General features: G+C 63.6%; 14 protein-coding genes. 7 read left to right on the top strand and 7 right to left on the bottom strand.

The window, feature by feature from the left end; all coding sequences use genetic code 11:
• From V1479_RS12065 to V1479_RS12050, 4 genes are read left to right on the top strand one after another with little or no spacing between them, the layout of a single operon-like run.
• Positions 1-1074 carry an ABC transporter ATP-binding protein gene (locus V1479_RS12065; protein ID WP_368803103.1) on the top strand — a complete coding sequence of 358 codons (1074 nt, stop codon included), beginning with the start codon at positions 1-3 and terminating at the stop codon, positions 1072-1074.
• The gene (locus V1479_RS12060; RefSeq protein WP_368803102.1) at positions 1074-1985 is read left to right on the top strand and encodes a MurR/RpiR family transcriptional regulator; all 912 of its coding nucleotides are present in this window, start codon (positions 1074-1076) and stop codon (positions 1983-1985) included. The genes V1479_RS12065 and V1479_RS12060 overlap by 1 nt, the downstream gene beginning before the upstream one ends.
• 13 nt (positions 1986-1998) lie before the next feature.
• On the top strand, positions 1999-3048 hold the full coding sequence (locus V1479_RS12055) for a D-TA family PLP-dependent enzyme (protein ID WP_368803286.1): 1050 nt from the start codon (positions 1999-2001) through the stop codon (positions 3046-3048).
• Between the two features lie 27 nt (positions 3049-3075).
• A complete protein-coding gene (locus V1479_RS12050; protein ID WP_368803101.1) occupies positions 3076-3561 on the top strand; it encodes a hypothetical protein in 486 nt (161 codons plus the stop codon).
• Between the two features lie 51 nt (positions 3562-3612).
• Here V1479_RS12050 and metH read toward each other — a convergent pair whose 3' ends face one another.
• Positions 3613-7398 carry a methionine synthase gene (gene metH, locus V1479_RS12045; protein ID WP_368803100.1) on the bottom strand — a complete coding sequence of 1262 codons (3786 nt, stop codon included), beginning with the start codon at positions 7396-7398 and terminating at the stop codon, positions 3613-3615.
• Between the two features lie 175 nt (positions 7399-7573).
• On the opposite strand from metH, the gene mazG reads away from it, so the two are divergent.
• The 3 genes from mazG to V1479_RS12030 all read left to right on the top strand — a co-directional run bounded on the left by mazG (position 7574) and on the right by V1479_RS12030 (position 9818).
• A complete protein-coding gene (mazG, locus tag V1479_RS12040) occupies positions 7574-8398 on the top strand; it encodes a nucleoside triphosphate pyrophosphohydrolase (RefSeq protein ID WP_368803099.1) in 825 nt (274 codons plus the stop codon).
• Positions 8399-8487: 89 nt separating this feature from the next.
• The gene (locus V1479_RS12035) at positions 8488-8958 is read left to right on the top strand and encodes a carboxymuconolactone decarboxylase family protein (RefSeq protein WP_368803098.1); all 471 of its coding nucleotides are present in this window, start codon (positions 8488-8490) and stop codon (positions 8956-8958) included.
• Entirely contained in the window at positions 8958-9818 is an 861-nt protein-coding gene (locus V1479_RS12030) for a sigma-70 family RNA polymerase sigma factor (RefSeq protein ID WP_368803097.1), read from the top strand. Before V1479_RS12035 ends, V1479_RS12030 begins: the two co-directional genes overlap by 1 nt.
• Positions 9819-9828: 10 nt before the next feature.
• Here the strand turns inward: V1479_RS12030 and hflX are convergent, their stop codons facing one another.
• From hflX to V1479_RS12000, 6 genes are all read right to left on the bottom strand, one after another.
• Positions 9829-11160 carry a GTPase HflX gene (gene hflX / locus V1479_RS12025; RefSeq protein ID WP_368803285.1) on the bottom strand — a complete coding sequence of 444 codons (1332 nt, stop codon included), beginning with the start codon at positions 11158-11160 and terminating at the stop codon, positions 9829-9831.
• 63 nt (positions 11161-11223) lie between these two features.
• The gene (hfq, locus tag V1479_RS12020) at positions 11224-11472 is read right to left on the bottom strand and encodes an RNA chaperone Hfq (protein ID WP_173193545.1); all 249 of its coding nucleotides are present in this window, start codon (positions 11470-11472) and stop codon (positions 11224-11226) included.
• A 143-nt stretch (positions 11473-11615) separates the two neighbouring features.
• Positions 11616-12479, bottom strand: a complete 864-nt coding sequence (locus V1479_RS12015) for a D-amino-acid transaminase (protein WP_368803096.1) — start codon at positions 12477-12479, stop codon at positions 11616-11618.
• Between the two features lie 59 nt (positions 12480-12538).
• A complete protein-coding gene (trkA, locus tag V1479_RS12010) occupies positions 12539-13915 on the bottom strand; it encodes a Trk system potassium transporter TrkA (protein WP_173191505.1) in 1377 nt (458 codons plus the stop codon).
• A 6-nt stretch (positions 13916-13921) separates the two neighbouring features.
• The gene (gene ntrX, locus V1479_RS12005) at positions 13922-15283 is read right to left on the bottom strand and encodes a nitrogen assimilation response regulator NtrX (protein ID WP_173191503.1); all 1362 of its coding nucleotides are present in this window, start codon (positions 15281-15283) and stop codon (positions 13922-13924) included.
• Positions 15273-17531, bottom strand: coding sequence for a sensor histidine kinase NtrY-like (locus tag V1479_RS12000; protein ID WP_438620518.1), 2259 nt, complete (start codon positions 17529-17531; stop codon positions 15273-15275). Before V1479_RS12000 ends, ntrX begins: the two co-directional genes overlap by 11 nt.
• Positions 17532-17608 lie beyond the last annotated feature (77 nt).

The following is a 17608-nucleotide window of genomic DNA, read 5'->3' as shown; positions in this document are numbered from 1 at the left end:
ATGGCCGATCTGAAACTGACCGACATTTCCAAGCGCTATGGATCGATGTCGGTCATCGAGAAGCTCTCGCTCTCGATCGATGATGGCGAGTTCGTCGTTCTCGTGGGGCCGTCCGGCTGCGGCAAGTCCACCCTGCTGCGCATGATCGCCGGGCTGGAGCCCATCACCGGCGGCGATCTTGTGATCGGCGGGGTGCGGGCCAACGACATCCCGCCGCAGAAGCGCGACACGTCGATGGTATTCCAGTCCTACGCGCTGTTTCCGCACATGACGGTGCGGGAAAACATCAGTTTCGGCCCACGCGTGCGTGGCGAACCCAAGGCCGAGACGGAAACACGCATCCGCCGGGCCGCCGAAATCCTCAACCTCGGCGACTATCTCGACCGACGGCCGGGGCAACTCTCCGGCGGCCAGCGGCAACGCGTGGCGATGGGGCGCGCGATCGTGCGCGATCCCAAAGTGTTCCTGTTCGACGAGCCGCTTTCCAATCTCGACGCCAAGCTGCGCATCCAGATGCGCACGGAGATCAAGGCGCTTCACCAGAAGCTCGGCACCACGATCGTCTACGTGACCCACGACCAGATCGAAGCCATGACAATGGCCGATCGCATCGTGGTCATGAACAGTGGCCGTATCGAGCAGGTCGGCACGCCGCTGGAGCTTTACGACAATCCCGCGAACACGTTTGTCGCGGGTTTCATCGGCTCGCCTGCGATGAGTTTCCTGCAAGGCAGGACGACCTCGGAGAACGGTAGGCCGGTGGCCACCCTTGGCGACGGCACGAAGCTGCCGATCGCGCGAGGCCCTGGCGAGCGCCCGGTGACGATTGGCATCCGACCGGAAGCCTATCGCCGTGACCCTGAGGGGACCCTCAACCTGTCCGTGAGCGTTGTAGAGCCGACGGGGCCGGAAATCCACGTATTCGGCACAATAGCCAGCGAAGAGGTGCGTGTGGTCCTGCGCGATCGCGACCTGCCGAAACCGGGTGAGCAGCTTCGGCTCTCGGTGCCCGTCGAGCACGTCCATCTCTTCGATACACAAGGTGGCCAGCGGCTCGGAGGAGACTTCCACTGATGGACACGCGCGCCCCCGCAGCCCCCGAACGCACGGTCGACATCATCGCCCGTTTGCAGGACCGGCTCGAACGTGGGCGCGGCGCCGAAATCAGGCTTGTGGAGAGTATCCTTGCCGACCCGCAATTCGCCGCGCACGCACCCATTGCGCAGATTGCGGAACGAGCGGGTGTCAGCGAGCCGACGATCACCCGTCTGGCGCGGGGGCTGGGCTTTCCAGGCACGCGCGAGATGCGTTTTCATCTGGCGCAGGCGCTGGCCATAGGCGGCGCTTACCTGCGCGAGCCGAGCGTGCCGGCCGAGGAACTGCCGCTGTCCGCGCAGGTGATCGCCAAGGTGGCGTCCGGTGCGCACGCCGCCCTTGACCTCATGTCCATGGGGCTTGCCGATGTCGACATCGAAAGCATGGCGCGACAGATCTGTCGTGCCAGCCAGATCCTCGTCTATGGCACCGGCGGAGGGTCGTCCTTCGCGGCCGTGGAATTGCAGAACCGGCTGTTCCGCCTCGGTCTTCACGTGACCGCGCATACCGATCCGCAGCTTCAGCGGATGAGCGCTTCCGTGCTCGAGCCGAAGGCCGTCGTCATCGGCTTTTCGGTTTCGGGCCAAGCGGCATCGGTTCGCGATGCGGTGACGATCGCAAGGCAATACGGCGCGAAGGCGATTGTCGTGACGACGCCCAACACGCCGCTTGCCAAGGCGGGTGACGCCCTGTTGCCGCTAACGTTCAAGGAAGACGGCAACCTCTACAAGCCATCCTCCACTCGCTATGCCCTTCTGGAGGCGGTGGACATCCTTGCCATGGCCACGGCGCAAACGATCGGGCCGAAGGTGCTCGAATCACTGCGGCGCGTCCGCCACAGCCTTGCCAGCCAGAACATCCGCAACCCTGACCTGCCTATCGGAGACTGACACTTTGCGTATCATGGACCTCGAAACGCCCGCCGTGGTCATCGACCGGACGAAAGTGGATGCCAATCTCGCGCGTGCGCAGGCCTATGCCGATGCGAACGGGCTGAAACTGCGCCCGCACATCAAGACGCACAAGCTGCCGACGTTCGCCCGGCTGCAATGTGAGCTTGGTGCCATCGGCATCACCTGCCAGAAGGTGGGCGAAGCCGAGGTGATGGCCGATGGCGGCATCACCGACATCTTCATCCCCTACAACATTCTGGGTGAAGGGAAGCTTGAGCGGCTGGCGGCCCTGCATCAACGCGTGAACATGTCGGTCAGTGCCGACAGCGCCGTGACGGTCGCGGGCTACGCGGACCACTTTACCGACCCCGCACGCCCCCTGCCCGTCCTGATCGAATGCGACATCGGCGCCGGGCGGTGCGGTGTCCAGTCGGCCGACGAGGCGCTGGCGCTTGCCCGCCAGATCGAGGCCGCACCGGGCCTTCGCTTCGAAGGGCTGATGACCTATCCGCCGCGCGGCGCGCTGGAAGCCGTCGAACGGTGGCTCGAGGATGCGGTGACCCTGCTGGAGAAGAACGGCATCGCGGTGAACACGGTGTCGAACGGCGGGTCACCCGACTTCTACGCGGCGGCAACCGTCAAGAGCGCGACCGAGCACCGGCCGGGCACCTACATCTATTCCGACCGGATGCAGGTCGCTTTCGGCCACGGCACGCTTGAGGATTGCGCGCTGACCGTGCTTGCCACCGTGGTGAGCCGGCCTACGCAGAACCGCGCCGTCCTCGACACCGGCTCAAAAGCGCTCGCCGCCGATATGGCTCCTGTGCCGGGTCACGGGCACATCGTCGAATATCCCGACGCCGTCATCACAACGCTCAATGAGGAGCATGGCATCGTCGATTTGTCAGCCTGCGCCATCAAGCCGGAGATCGGCGAGAAGGTGCGCATCATCCCCAATCACGTCTGCGTCGTTTCGAACCTCTTCGACGTGGTCAACCTTACCGACGGCGAGATCGTGCTGGAAACCGTGCCAGTCGCGGCACGCGGCAAGCTCGCCTGATTTTTACGCCAACCAACGGACCGACTCATGATCTACGACAAGAACCCCTTCCCGCAGGGCGATGCCGACCGCCACGCATTGTGGGAGATGCTGGTGCATCGCGACATTGACGCCTTTCTCGCGCAGGACTGGTCGATGGTGGCCGACGATTTCGCCGAAGACCGCTTCTTCGGCATGCATGCGCATTTCCTGAATGACGCCGATTCCTGGCGGCTGCAGTTTCCCGATGTCGCGACTTATCGTGACGAATGGCTACGCCAGGCGAAGGAGACCGCTGCGACCGAGTTCGCCGAGCCGTTGCGTGACGCGCTTTTCCGGGTGACCAACATGCGCGACATGGACATCGACGGTGATCGCGCGGTGCTGCACAAGAAGTTCAACGGCAGCGTGCGCAAGGCCGACAGTACGGAAGACCGGCTCAACTGGCAGACGCTTTATTTCTGCTCGAAGCTCGATGGCCGGTGGAAGATCACCGGTTTCGTCGGCTACATGCCTCATCCGCTCGGGCGCTGAGCACAGCAACGCGGACCGCCATCGAAAACGATCGCGGTCCGCGCAGGCATCCTACTCCGCCGCTTCCTTGAAGGCGCCGGGCGTGTAGTTGAGGATCGGCCCCAGCCAGCGCTCGACCTCGGCGATATCCATGTTCTTGCGGTGGGCGTAGTCCGCGACCTGATCTCGCTCGACCTTGGCGACGCCGAAATAGTAGCTGTCGGGATGAGCGAGATAGAGCCCCGAGACCGACGAACCCGGCCACATGGCGTAGCTTTCCGTCAGGCTGACGCCGGCTTGCCGCTCGGCGTCGAGCAGGCGGAACAGCGTGGCCTTCTCAGTATGGTCCGGCTGCGCGGGATAACCGGGTGCGGGGCGGATGCCAGCATAGGGTTCGCCGATCAGGTCGTCGGGCGCGTAAGCCTCGTTGGCGGCATACCCCCAGAACTCCTTGCGCACCTTTTCGTGCATACGCTCGGCGAAGGCTTCGGCGAAGCGGTCGGCCAGCGCCTTGACCAGGATCGAATTGTAGTCGTCGTTGGCGCGCTCGAAGCGTTCGGCGATCGCGACTTCCTCGATGCCGGCCGTCACCACGAAGCCACCGAGATAATCGGGCTTGCCGCTGTCGACAGGCGCGACGAAATCGGAAAGCGCCAAATTGGCCTTACCGTCGCGCTTGGCGAGCTGCTGGCGCAGGGTGAAGAAGGTGGCGAGCTCCTGCGCCCTGCCCTCATCCGTGAACAGCCTTATGTCGTCGCCAACCGATCCTGCGGGCCAGAAGCCAATGACGGCGCGGGGAGTGAACCACTTCTCCGCTATGATCTTTTCCAGCATCGCCTGCGCGTCGGCGAAGAGCTGGCGCGCGGCCGCACCCTGCTTCTCGTCTTCAAGGATCTTCGGATAGCGTCCCTTCAGCTCCCAGGTCTGGAAAAAGGGCGTCCAGTCGATATAGCGAGCAAGCTCCGCCAGGTCCCAGGTCTCGAAGGTTCGGGTGCCGAGGAAGGAGGGCTTCGTCGGCTCATATCCAGACCAGTCGATACGATGGGCATTGGCGCGCGCGCGGGCCAGCGGCAGGCGCTGCTTCTCGGCCTCGGAACGATGGTGGGCCTCGGCGACCTTGCGATACTCCGCGCGCAGCGTTTCCACATAGCCGGGTTTCTGCTCCGAAGACAGCAGGCTGGAGACGACGCCGACGGCGCGGCTGGCATCGGTGACATAGACCGCCTGCCCGCGATCGTAGCGTGGATGGATCTTCACCGCCGTATGCACGCGGCTGGTCGTGGCGCCGCCAATGAGCAGTGGAATATCGAAGCCTTCGCGCTCCATCTCGGCTGCGACGTGGGCCATCTCGTCGAGCGACGGGGTAATCAGCCCGGAGAGACCGATGATGTCGACTTCTTCAGTCCGGGCGGTCTCCAGAATCTTGGTCGCGGGCACCATCACGCCGAGGTCGATTATCTCGTAATTGTTGCAGGCCAGGACCACGCCGACGATGTTCTTGCCGATGTCGTGAACGTCGCCCTTCACGGTCGCCATCAGGACCTTGCCGGCGCTCTGGCGCTGTCCGCCGCCGGTGGCAAGCTTTTCCGCCTCCATGTATGGGAGCAGCACGGCCACGGCCTGCTTCATGACACGTGCGGACTTCACCACCTGCGGCAGGAACATCTTGCCAGCGCCGAAGAGGTCGCCGACGACGTTCATGCCGGCCATCAACGGCCCCTCGATGACATGCAGCGGACGCTCGGCGTTCTGCCGGGCTTCCTCGGTGTCACCCTCGATGTATTCGGTAATGCCGTTGACCAGTGCGTGCTCCAGCCGCTTCTCCACCGGCCATTCGCGCCATCTGAGGTCCTTTTCCCTCGCCTCCTTGCCGGCCGCACCCTTGAAGCGCTCGGCAATCTCGAGCATCTGCTCGGTCGCGGTGTTGCCTGCCTTCGGCCGGCGATTGAGGACGACGTCCTCGCAGGCTTCGCGCAGCTCCGGATCGATCGATTCGTAAACGGCGAGCTGCCCCGCATTGACGATGCCCATGTCCATGCCGGCCTGGATGGCATGGTAGAGGAACACGGCATGCATTGCCTCGCGCACCGGCTCGTTGCCGCGGAAGGAGAATGACAGGTTCGACACGCCGCCCGACACGTGAACGTGCGGCAGGGTCTGAATGATCTCACGGGTCGCCTCGATGAAGTCGACACCGTAATTGTCATGTTCCTCGATGCCCGTCGCAACAGCGAAAATGTTGGGGTCGAAGATGATGTCCTGCGGCGCGAAACCGGCCTTCTCGGTCAGCAGCTTGTAAGCACGCGTGCATATCTCGACCTTGCGTTCCTTCGTGTCGGCCTGTCCGGCCTCGTCGAAAGCCATGACGACGACGGCGGCGCCATACATGCGGCACAGCTTCGCCTGGTGGAGAAAGGCCTCCTCGCCCTCTTTCATGGAGATCGAATTGACGACCGGTTTGCCCTGCACGCATTTCAGGCCGGCCTCGATCACTTCCCATTTGGAACTGTCGATCATCACCGGCACGCGGGCGATGTCCGGTTCGGCGGCGATCAGGTTCAGGTATTCCTGCATCGCCTTCTTCGAATCGATCAGGCCCTCGTCCATGTTGACGTCGATGATCTGCGCGCCGTTTTCCACCTGGTCGCGCGCAACGTCGAGCGCAGTGGCGTAGTCTCCTGCGGTAATCAGCTTGCGGAATTTCGCCGAGCCGGTCACGTTTGTGCGCTCGCCGACGTTGACGAAGGGAATGTCGTCCGTGAGCGTGAACGGCTCGAGGCCGGAAAGCTGCATCAGCGGTTTCACCGTCGGCAGGCCGCGCGGCGTGTGGCGGGACACAGCCTCGGCGATTGCCGCGATGTGCTCCGGCGTCGAGCCACAGCAGCCGCCGACGATGTTGACGAGCCCTTCGCGGGCGAATTCCTCGACCTGTTCGGCCATGAATTCGGGGCTTTCGTCGTATTTGCCGAATGCGTTGGGCAGGCCGGCGTTGGGATAGGCACAGGTGAAAGTGTCCGCGACGCTGGAAATCTCGGCCAGATGTGGCCGCATCGCGGCGGCGCCCAGCGCGCAGTTGAGGCCGATGGAGAAGGGCTTTGCATGCCGCACGGAATGCCAGAAGGCGGTCGGCGTCTGGCCGGAAAGCGTGCGGCCGGAAAGGTCGGTGATCGTACCGGAGATCATCACCGGCAGGCGAACGCCCTTTTCGTCGAACACTTCCTCCGCCGCGAATATCGCGGCCTTCGCGTTGAGCGTGTCGAAAATGGTCTCGATCAGGATGATGTCCGAGCCGCCGTCGATCAGGCCGCGTAGCTGTTCGCCATAGGCGATGCGCAGCTCGTCGAAGGAAACTGCGCGGTAGCCGGGATTGTTGACGTCGGGAGAGATCGAGGCGGTGCGGTTCGTCGGGCCCAGTGCACCCGCGACGAAGCGGCGGCGGCCGTCTTCCTGCTGGGCGCGCAACACGGCGCGCTTGGCAAGCCGGGCGCCATCGCGGTTCAGCTCATAGACCATCTCCTCCATGCCGTAATCCGCTTGCGCGATGGTCGTGGAGGAAAAAGTGTTGGTCTCGACAATGTCGGCGCCCGCCTTCGCGTAGCGGTAGTGAATCTCCTCGATCGCCTTCGGCTGGGTGAGGATCAGCAGGTCGTTATTGCCCTGCTGGTGGCAGGCGCAGCCTACGAAGCGGTCGCCGCGGAAATGATCCTCGTGAAAGCCCAACTCCTGAATCTGCGTGCCCATCGCGCCATCGAGGACGAGAATGCGCTCGCGTGCGGTTGCCGCCAGCGCCGCGAAAATCTCCGAGCCATCCGGCTTCGGGGCTTCGGGTCCGAAAAGGGCATCTATCGGTGAAGGCATTTGCGACACTACTTATTCCTTGGACGACACAGTCTGTCGTCACATAAAGACATCTTTATGTCAACATGCAGGGCCGGAGCCTGATCGGTGAATTGGTCGCGTCGGTCGTGGACAAGGCCACTGCCGCGTTCTACCTCTCGGGGGCTGCAACGCCCCAACTCCGCGAGCCGACGTCATGACCCCTTCCAAAGACATTGCCCGCCTGATCGAGATCATGGCGGCGCTGCGCGATCCGCAAACCGGCTGCCCCTGGGACATCGAGCAGGATTTCGCGTCGATCGCCCCCTACACGATCGAGGAGGCCTACGAGGTCGCAGACGCGATCCAGCGTGGTGATCGCGACGACCTGCGTGACGAGCTAGGCGATCTGCTGTTGCAGGTCGTCTACCATGCTCGCATGGCCGAAGAAGAAGGCGCGTTCGACTTCGGCGATGTGGTTCATGCCGTGACGAAGAAGATGATCCGACGCCATCCGCATGTCTTTGGCGATGAGGCGGCGCGCGGCGCCGGCATGGCAAAGGGCATGTGGGAACGCATCAAGGCTGAGGAAAAGGCGGAGAAGCGCGCTGCCCGCCTTGCGCGTGGGCTCGACCCGGAAGATCACGGCAAGGGCTTTCTGGACGGCATACCGCTGGTCCACCCTGCCCTGACGCGCGCCTTGAAACTGCAGGAAAAAGCCGCACGCGTCGGCTTCGACTGGAAAGAGGCGAAGCCGATCCTCGACAAGATCGAGGAGGAGATCGGCGAATTGCGGGAGGCAATGGAAAAGGGCGCGGAAGATGAAGTCGCCGGTGAGTTCGGCGACATGCTTTTCGCGATCGTCAATTTCGGCCGTCATCTGAAACTCGACGCCGAAGACGCGCTGCGGCGCACCAACGACAAGTTTCGCAACCGCTTCCACTATGTCGAGGCGGCGCTTGAGGCGCAGGGTCGCACGCTCGACGATGCCTCGCTCGACGACATGGAAGCGCTCTGGCAGCATGCCAAGGCAGCAGAATAGCCGACTGAAGTCGAGAAAATTTCGCCGCGATGTCACTGCAGCGATTTCAATCTCGTCATGGTTTCGAACCCAACAGAAGGAATCGAACCATGGCTGCACAAATCGATCTCTTTGCCGCCGCGCCGACGCTGATGAAATCCTGGACCGGCACCTCGATGGCCGTCGCATCAAGCATGGAGCCGAGCCTCATCGAACTGGTGAAGATCCGCGCCTCGCAGATCAATGGCTGCGCCAATTGCCTTAACATGCATACGGCCGAGGCGCGCGCGAAGGGCGAGACCGAGCAGCGCATCTATCTTCTATCGGCGTGGCGTGAGGCACCGTGCTACACCGACCGTGAGCGTGCGGCGCTGGCTTGGACGGACGCGTTGACCCGTCTTAGCCAAGGGCACGAGCATCACGCAGCACGCGAGGCGCTGCAGGCCCATTTCAGCGAGGAGGAGCAGGTGAAGCTCACTCTGATGATCAACGTCATCAACGGCTGGAACCGGCTTGCTGTCGGCTTCGGCCTCTGGCTGGATCCGGCCGAGGCCAAGACCGCCGCACAGGCTGCCGCCTGATGACGCAGGCGCGCCCAAGCGACGACGCTGCGGGGAGCTTCTCCCCGCAGCGTGCCATGCTGATGCGGGTTGCCTACCGCATGCTGGGCTCGGTCGCCGACGCCGAGGATGTGGTGCAGGAGGCATTCATCCGATGGCACGCCACCGACCGCAGCGCGGTCAGAGAACCCGGCGCATTTCTGCGGCGCACTGTCACCAGGCTTTGTCTCGACCAACTCAAGTCGGCGCGTCACAGGCGGGAGACCTATATCGGGCCATGGTTGCCGGAGCCGGTCATGGAGGAAGACGTCCAGGAAGATGTCACGCTGCCTCTTATGCTCGCACTGGAACGGCTGTCACCGCTTGAGCGCGCAGCGTTCCTGTTGCACGACGTCTTTGGCCTCGACTTCGACGAGGTTGCGCAGACGATACAGCGGGATGAGGCCGCCTGCCGTCAGCTTGCAGTCAGGGCGCGCGCCCATGTGCGCGAAGCGCGACCACGCTTCGAGATCGACAGGCAGACGGGCAAGGAAATCGCCGAGGCGTTCTTTGCCGCTTCCCGCAGCGGCGACATGACGGCGCTTGGCGCCATGCTGGCTGCCGGCGTGAGCGTTCATTCCGACGGCGGTGGTAAGCGCCCGGCCGCGCTGGAGCCGATCATCGGCTTCGAGGCGGTCATGAAGGTGCATGAGAGTCTGGTGGCGGTCTTCAAGGACGGCGGCTCCAAGCTTGTTCGAGCCGGTCTCATCAACGGGTTGCCGGGCTTCATATCACTGGAGGCGGATGGACAAATACAGACGACGACACTCGACATCGAGGATGGTCGCGTCACCGCGATCTACATCGTGCGCAATCCGGAGAAGCTGAGGCATCTGAACTGAGCGCAGCCGGCTATTCCGCCGCGCGTCCGAAGCGTTCCTCGATTTCCTTGCGAATGGCGGCGGTTGCGTTGACGATGAGATCGACGCTGCCGTCTTCGTGGTTCTCGCGCCCGATCACATCGCCATTGCGGTAGACCCAGTCGATCTCGCCGGCGCGCGCGGTCGTCAGCTTCACCCGGACGGTGGCCGTGGCACCCGCAATGCGTTCTTCCACCAGCGCGCTCAGGCGATCGACGCCTTCACCGGAAATCGCGGAGATCGCAACGGGCTTCGTGGTTCCGCCATCAGCCTGCAACAGCCTTTCCCGGTCGGTTTCGTCCAGAAGATCGACCTTGTTCCAGACTTCCAGCACACGCCGCTCATCGGACGCGTCGACGCCGAGATCGCCCAGAATGCGGGCGACGTCCTCGGCCTGTGCGGCCGTATCGGGGTCCGAGATGTCGCGAAGGTGGATGATCAGATCTGCCTCCACCACCTCCTCCAGCGTGGCGCGGAAAGCAGCGACGAGATGGGTGGGCAGGTCTGAGATGAAGCCGACGGTGTCCGACAGGATGACGAGCGTGCCATGCGGCAGCCGTACCCGGCGCAGGGTCGGATCGAGCGTCGCAAACAGCATGTCCTCGGCCAGTACCCCTGCCCCGGTCATGCGATTGAACAGCGTCGACTTGCCAGCGTTGGTGTAGCCGACGATGGCGACGATCGGATAAGGCACCTTACGGCGCTTGGAGCGATGCAGGTCGCGGGTGCGCCGCACCGTCTCCAGTTCGCGCTTCAGCCGCATGATCTTTTCCTGCAGCATGCGACGGTCGGCTTCGATCTGGGTTTCGCCGGGGCCGCCGAGGAAGCCCGCGCCGCCGCGCTGGCGCTCAAGGTGCGTCCAGCTTCGGACCAGACGGCCCTTCTGGTAGTTGAGGTGAGCGAGGTCCACCTGCAGCGTACCTTCGCGCGTGCGGGCGCGCCGGCCGAAGATCTCGAGGATGATGCCGGTGCGATCCAGCACCTTGGCGTTCAGCGCCTTTTCGAGGTTTCGCTGCTGCACCGGTGTCAGCGGGTGGTCGACAAAAACCAGCTCCGCCTCATTGTCCTTCACGATGGTGGCGAATTCATCCAGCTTGCCGGTTCCGAGCAGAGTTGCCGGCCGTGGATCGTTGACCGTGACGATCTCGGAATGGACGGTGTCCAGATCGATCGCCGCGGCAAGACCTATGGCTTCTTCAAGGCGCGCCTGTGCGGACCGTGGCTGGCGAGGTCGTGCCCTTGCAGCCTCGTCTCCCGATGCCTTCGGCAACCGGGTCAAAACCGGCACGATAATGATTGCGCGCGCAGTCTTTTCCTGGGGCATCTGGTCCTTTGCCGCTCCTGTCGAGCGGCGCCGAGAGCCCCCTGCCCGTTCGGTCTGGGTCAATCAGGCTTCCCGGCCGTTTTCGTCGCCGTCGAACATCTGCACCGGCTGGCTGGGCATGATGGTCGAGATTGCGTGCTTGTACACGAGCTGCGAATGGCCATCGCGTCGCAGGAGAACGCAGAAATTGTCGAACGACGTCACGACGCCTGTCAGCTTGACGCCATTGATAAGGAAGATTGTGAGTGGATTCTTGCTCTTGCGAACTGAATTCAGGAACACGTCCTGCAAGTTTTGGGTCCGTTCCGCCATTTTTCTTGTCTTTCGCCGATCCCCCAACGGAATGCCACTAATAGCGCCCATTTGGGTGCGCCCTGTCAAGCGCGCAACAACAAAGTCGGCCCGCCGGAACGGCGAGCGAACGATTCATTCGGCCCCTTTCGCCGTCGCGGTTATCAGGCCGGTGTCTTTTCCGCAATGTCAAAAAAGGCCTCGCGCAGAGAAAGCGTCACCGATCCGGGGTGCCCGTTGGCGACACTCGCGCCGTCGATGTCGACGACCGGCATCACCACCGTGGTTGCAGCGGTGATGAAGGCTTCCTTGGCACCTTTTGCCTCATCGACCGAAAAGCTGCGCTCCTCGACCTTCAGGCCGAGCTTCTTTGCGACATCCATGACAGTTGCGCGCGTGATGCCGCGCAGGATGCCGAATTCGGCCGGGCGTGTGACCAGCGTGCCGTCCGCAGTGACAATCCACGCATTGGTGGAAGCGCCTTCCTTGACTGTGCCATCGGTGTCGATGAACCAGGCTTCCACTGCGCCGGCTTCGCGGGCTTTCTGGCGTGCGAGCACATTGGGCAGGAGGCCGACGGTCTTGATGTCGACGCGCTCCCACCGGTTCTCCGGCACGGTGATGACCTTGACGCCTTCGGCCGCCCGTCGCGCGGCGACTGCCGGGCTCGACCGCTTTGCGGTGACGACGAGCGCGGGCTGGGTACCGGCCGCGGGGAAATAGTGATCGCGCGGGGCGACCCCGCGGGTCACCTGCAGATAGACCAGACCATTCTCGACATGATTGCGGCGCACGACCTCGCGCATCACGAATTCGAGCGCGCGCCGCGCGATCGGCCATTCGATGCGTAGCTCCCGCAACGAGCGGTCCAGCCGGTCCAGATGCCGTGTCATGTCCATGATGTTGCCGCGCGCGACCTCGCAGACCTCATAGACGCCGTCGGCAAACTGGTAGCCGCGATCCTCGACATGCACCGAAGCATCGGCGTGCGGCGTGTAGCGCCCGTTGACATAGGCAATGCGTGGCATGGACCTTCTCCAGGAAATGATGCGGCAGTCTCGAAACTGCCAGTCAATGAACAGGTTCGTCAGAAGAATTCAAGGCTGACCCTGAACATCTGCTCGACCTGGCGCACTGCCGACGCCATGGCGAAGATCACCACGCGGTCCTTCGGCTTGATGCGCAGGGACCCGTTCGGCCGGATGACGGCATTGTCCCGCAGGATTGCGCCGAGCCGGATGCCTTCCGGTAGGTCGAGTTCGCGCAGCGGGCGGCCCACCAGCGGCGACGTTTCGAGCGCCTCCGCCTCGATGATCTCGGCCGCGCCGTGCTGAACGCTGTGCACGGCCCGGATGCGGCCGCGCCGGACCTGCTGCAGGATCCGCGAAATCGTCGCCATGCGCGGATTGATGTAGGCGTCGACGCCCAGCATGCCGGCGAAGTCGTGATAGGTCGGATTGTTGATGAGCACCAGGTTGGCGCGGCAGCCGAGCCGCTTTGCCATCACGCCGGAAAGGATGTTGACCTGATCGTCATTGGTGAGCGCGACAAGCAGATCCGCTTCCGCGATGTCGGCTTCCATCAGCAGCTTCTGATCGAGCGCACTGCCGTGCAGCACGATGGTGCGGCGGAGGCTGTCGGCGGCCGCGACGGCACGTTCGCGTCCAGCCTCGATGATCTTCACCTTGGCAGGCGTGTCGCCGTTTTCGATCGCACGCGCCACATGAAGGCCGATGTTGCCCGCGCCGGCGATGACTATCCGGGCGGCCTTTTCCTCGTCGTGGCCGAAAAGCCCCATGGTTCGGCGGACCTGCTGCTTCGAGGCAACGACATAGGCGATGTCGCCGACAGCTAGCTGGTCCTGCGAGCTTGCGACGAACAGACGCCCGCCGCGCGAAATGCCGACCACGGTCGCCAGCAGATCCGGAAACAGCTCGCTGAGCTGCGAGAGCGGCGTGTCGACGACCGGGCAATCCTCGAGACACTCCAGCGCCACCATGATGATGCGGTCGTCGGCGAAGCCCACCGCATCCGCCGCACCCGGCAAAGCGATGCGTCGCAGAACCATCTCGCCGACTTCCAGCTCAGGCGAGATGATGACGTCGATCGGCATGTTGTCGCGTGAGAACATGCCCATGGCGTGCGGCTGGAGATAGGCCTGCGCACGGATACGCGCGATCTTGGTCGGCACCTCGAACAGCGAGTGTGCGACCTGGCACGCAATCATGTTGACCTCGTCATGAAACGTCACGGCGATGATCATGTCGGCGTCCTTGGCGCCGGCCGCCTCCAGCACGTCCGGATGTGCGCCATGACCCACGAAGCCGCGCACGTCCAGCGCATCGCGCACGTTTCGGATCAGCTCCGGTGAAAGGTCGATAACCGATACGTCGTTCTTCTCGGCGGCCAGTTTCTCGGCAATGCCGTAACCGACCTGCCCCGCTCCACAAATGACGACACGCATGTCGTATTACACCCCCAGGGATTTCAGCTTACGATGCAGCGCTGAGCGCTCCATCCCGATGAACTCTGCCGTGCGCGAGATGTTGCCGCCGAAGCGGTTGATCTGCGCCAGCAGATATTCCTTCTCGAAAAGTTCGCGGGCCTCGCGCAGCGGCAGCGCCATGATGTGCTGGTCCGACTGGTTGGGTGCGCGTGGCATCACGTCGCCGATCTCCTGCGGCAGCAGGTCGGCCGTGATCGGCGCGTCGACGTCGTCGCCGCGCGCCAGGATCATCAGGCGCTCGATGTTGTTCTTGAGCTGGCGAACGTTGCCCGGCCAGTTGTGCGCCTGAAGCACGGCGAGCGCATCGTCGCCGATGCGTCGCGGCCGGATGCCGGCCTGGCTGGCGATCTGGCGCATGAAGCTGTCGACCAGGAAGGGTATGTCTTCGCGCCTCTCGGAGAGAGCCGGCACCAGAACCGGCACCACCGCAAGCCGGTGGTAGAGGTCCTCGCGGAACCGTCCCTGCCGGATCATCGCCTCGATGTCCTGAGCGGTCGACGAGATGATGCGCACGTCGACCTTGACGCGCTTCGAGCCCCCCACCCGCTCGAACTGCTGGTCAACCAGCACGCGCAGGATCTTGCCCTGCGTCTCGCGCGGCATGTCGGCGACTTCGTCGATGTAGAGGATGCCGCGATGTGCCTCTTCCAATGCGCCGACCTTGCGCTCGCCGCCATTGGCCTCGGTTCCGAAGAGCTCCATCTCCATGCGCTCCGGCGTGATCGAGGCGGCGCTCACGGTGACGAAAGGACCGCTCTTGCGGGCGGAGAGGGAATGGATGGCGCGCGCTGCCAGCTCTTTGCCCGAGCCCGACGGGCCGATCACCATGACGCGGCTGTTGGTCGGCGCCACGCGTTCGATCGTCTGGCGAAGCTGGCTCATGGCTGCCGACATGCCGATGAGATCGAAGGTTTCGCCGCTGCGCTTCTTCAGGTCGGACAGTTCCCGGCGAAGCTTGGATGTTTCCAGTGCGCGCTCGGCGATCAGGATCAGTCGATCCGCCTTGAACGGCTTTTCAATGAAGTCGTAGGCACCGCGACGGATCGCGGAGACCGCCGTCTCGATGGTTCCGTGGCCGGAGATCATCACGACCGGCAGGTTCGGGTGCAGCTTCTTGATCTCGTCGAGAAGTGCCAGCCCGTCCAGGCGCGACCCCTGCAGCCAGATGTCTAGGAATACGAGACGCGGCACCCGGTCGGCGATCGCGGCCAGTGCGCTGTCGGCATCGTGGGCCTTTCGCGTTTCGTGGCCCTCGTCGTCGAGGATGCCGGCGACCAGTTCGCGAATGTCTTCCTCATCGTCAACGATCAGAATGTCAGACGCCATTTTCAACCTTTTCATTCGTATTGTCGTCCGCCGCCCCTGCCGCAGGCAGAACGACGCGGATCATGGCCCCCCGGCCTCCATGGAAGGTTTCGGGGGCGTCGTGCAGTTCGAGTCGCCCGCCATGGTCTTCCACGATCTTCTTGACGATCGCGAGGCCGAGGCCCGTCCCTTTCTCGCGAGTGGTCATATATGGCTCAAGCAGCCGCTGGCGATTCTCGCGAGGCAAGCCCTTGCCGTTGTCGACCACGTCCACGGTGATGTTCTTGCCGGACCGCTGTGCCCGAATCAGGATCGCACCCGCTTCACCACCTTCACGCTCCACGGCCTCGATGGCTTCGGCCGCGTTCTTGATGAGGTTGCCGAAGGCCTGGCTGAGGAGACGGCTGTCAAAGGTGCCCATCAGCGGCTCGTTGCCGAACTCACGCGTGAAGGTGATGTCGCTTCGGCTTACCTCCACCAGGAAGGATGCCTCGCGCAGCGGCTCGCGCAGGTCTAGCACCTGCATGTCCGGCTTCGGCATGCGCGCGAAAGCCGAGAACTCGTCGACCATGCGGCCGATGTCGCCAACCTGGCGGATGATCGTCTCGGTGCACTGGTCGAAGATTTCGCGGTCTTCGGTGATGGATTTCCCGAAGCGCCGGCGGATGCGTTCGGCCGAAAGCTGGATCGGCGTCAGCGGGTTCTTGATCTCGTGGGCGATGCGCCGCGCGACATCGGCCCAGGCGGATGAGCGCTGCGCGGAAACGAGATCGGTGATGTCGTCGACTGTCACGACGTAGGAGGTGGCACTGCGCTCCACGCCGCCCTCCTCGGTCGTGACCTGCACGTTGAACGTTCGCTCGGCGCCGCCACGGTAGAACGTCACCTGCTCGCGATGCACCGGGCGGCCGAGCGTGCGACCGATCTCGAAAACGCCGCCGACATGCGGAAGGACTTCCGTGAGGCTGCGGCCGAGCACGTTGCCGGATCGAATGGTGAGCATTTCCTCGGCAGAGCGGTTGACCATGGAGATGGTGCCATCCTGACCGACACCGATGATGCCGGCGGTAACGCCCGACAGCACCGCCTCGGTGAAGCGTCGACGCTCGTCGATCACGTCCTTGGCGGAAAGCAGCTCGTTGCGCTGCGATTTGAGCTGGCGGATCATCTCGTTGAAGGTTTCGGCAAGCGATGCGACGTCGCCGTCCGAACGCCGTACCGGTACCGCGACATCGAGATTGCCGGTCGAAACCTCGTCGGCCGCGCCAATAAGCTGGCGGATTGGTCGCACGATGCGGTCTGCGACCGCTATGCCGGTCCAGATCGCCGACAGGACGATGATCAGCGTCAGGCCGAGATAGGCGAGCGCGAAGGCAAGCTGCGTCGGCAGCCGGTTGTTCTCAAGCTGCCGGTATTCGTCGGTGTTGGCGCGCACGATCTGGCGGGCACGGATAACCTGCTCGTCGAGGGTGCGGATCGTATAGAGATAGGCGTCATCGATCTCCCGCAGTTTCACGATCGCGCCGATGATGTTGCGAACGCGCGGCTCGATCAGCACGGGCAGGCCATCAGCGGCCGTGCGCACCGTCTCTATCGGCGGCGCGGGCATCTGGAAGTCTGCATCCGTCTCCGCCTGCATGATGACCGAGCCGTCGGCCCGGATGAGTGCGGCGTGATCAAGGCCCCGCCCTCGCGCCTGCTGCGACAGCAGCGAACGGAACCCGGTGCGGTCGAGGCCGTAGAGCGTGCGGCTCGCGTCCAGCACATAGGCGGTCGAAAGCGTCGCGTCCTGAAGATTTCGCGCGTTTTCCAGCACGTAAGCTTCGGCAATCGACATCGACGAACTGATGATGACTTTGGTGCGGATCTCGAACCAGCGGTCGAGACCGATGTCGAGCGTCACCGAGGCGACAATCGCGACGAGAATCGCGGGAATGGCCGCGACCAGCGAGAACATTGCGACGATACGTACGTGCAGGCGCGATGCGGCCTTGCCGCGCCTGCGAGCCATGACGATGCGGTAGCCTTCGCGCGCGATCAGCGCGATCAGGAGAATCACGAAGGCGCCGTTGATCGCCGAGAGCCACACGGGCGTCGATTCGTCAGGTGTGATCGGTGTCAGGCCCAGCAGCACCGTGAACGACAGGCCGGCCGACACAAGCGCGCCCACAATGGCGACAATTCCCGGCAAAGCCAGCAAACGCCGGCTTTCGACGGCGGCGGCTTCCGGTATTGCCGGTGGTGTCATTGCGGGTGTCTGTAGCGCCATCAGCTCTGGTTAGCCGTCCATCACGCGTTGCATCTATGCAACGCATTGTGGCGATTGTGCAACAAACACATCGCGTC

Source organism: Neoaquamicrobium sediminum, assembly GCF_040970315.1.
Classification (GTDB): Bacteria; Pseudomonadota; Alphaproteobacteria; order Rhizobiales; family Rhizobiaceae; genus Aerobium; species Aerobium sediminum.
Note: the sequence above shows the minus strand (reverse complement) of the source record. Positions and strands in the feature narration are given on the sequence as shown.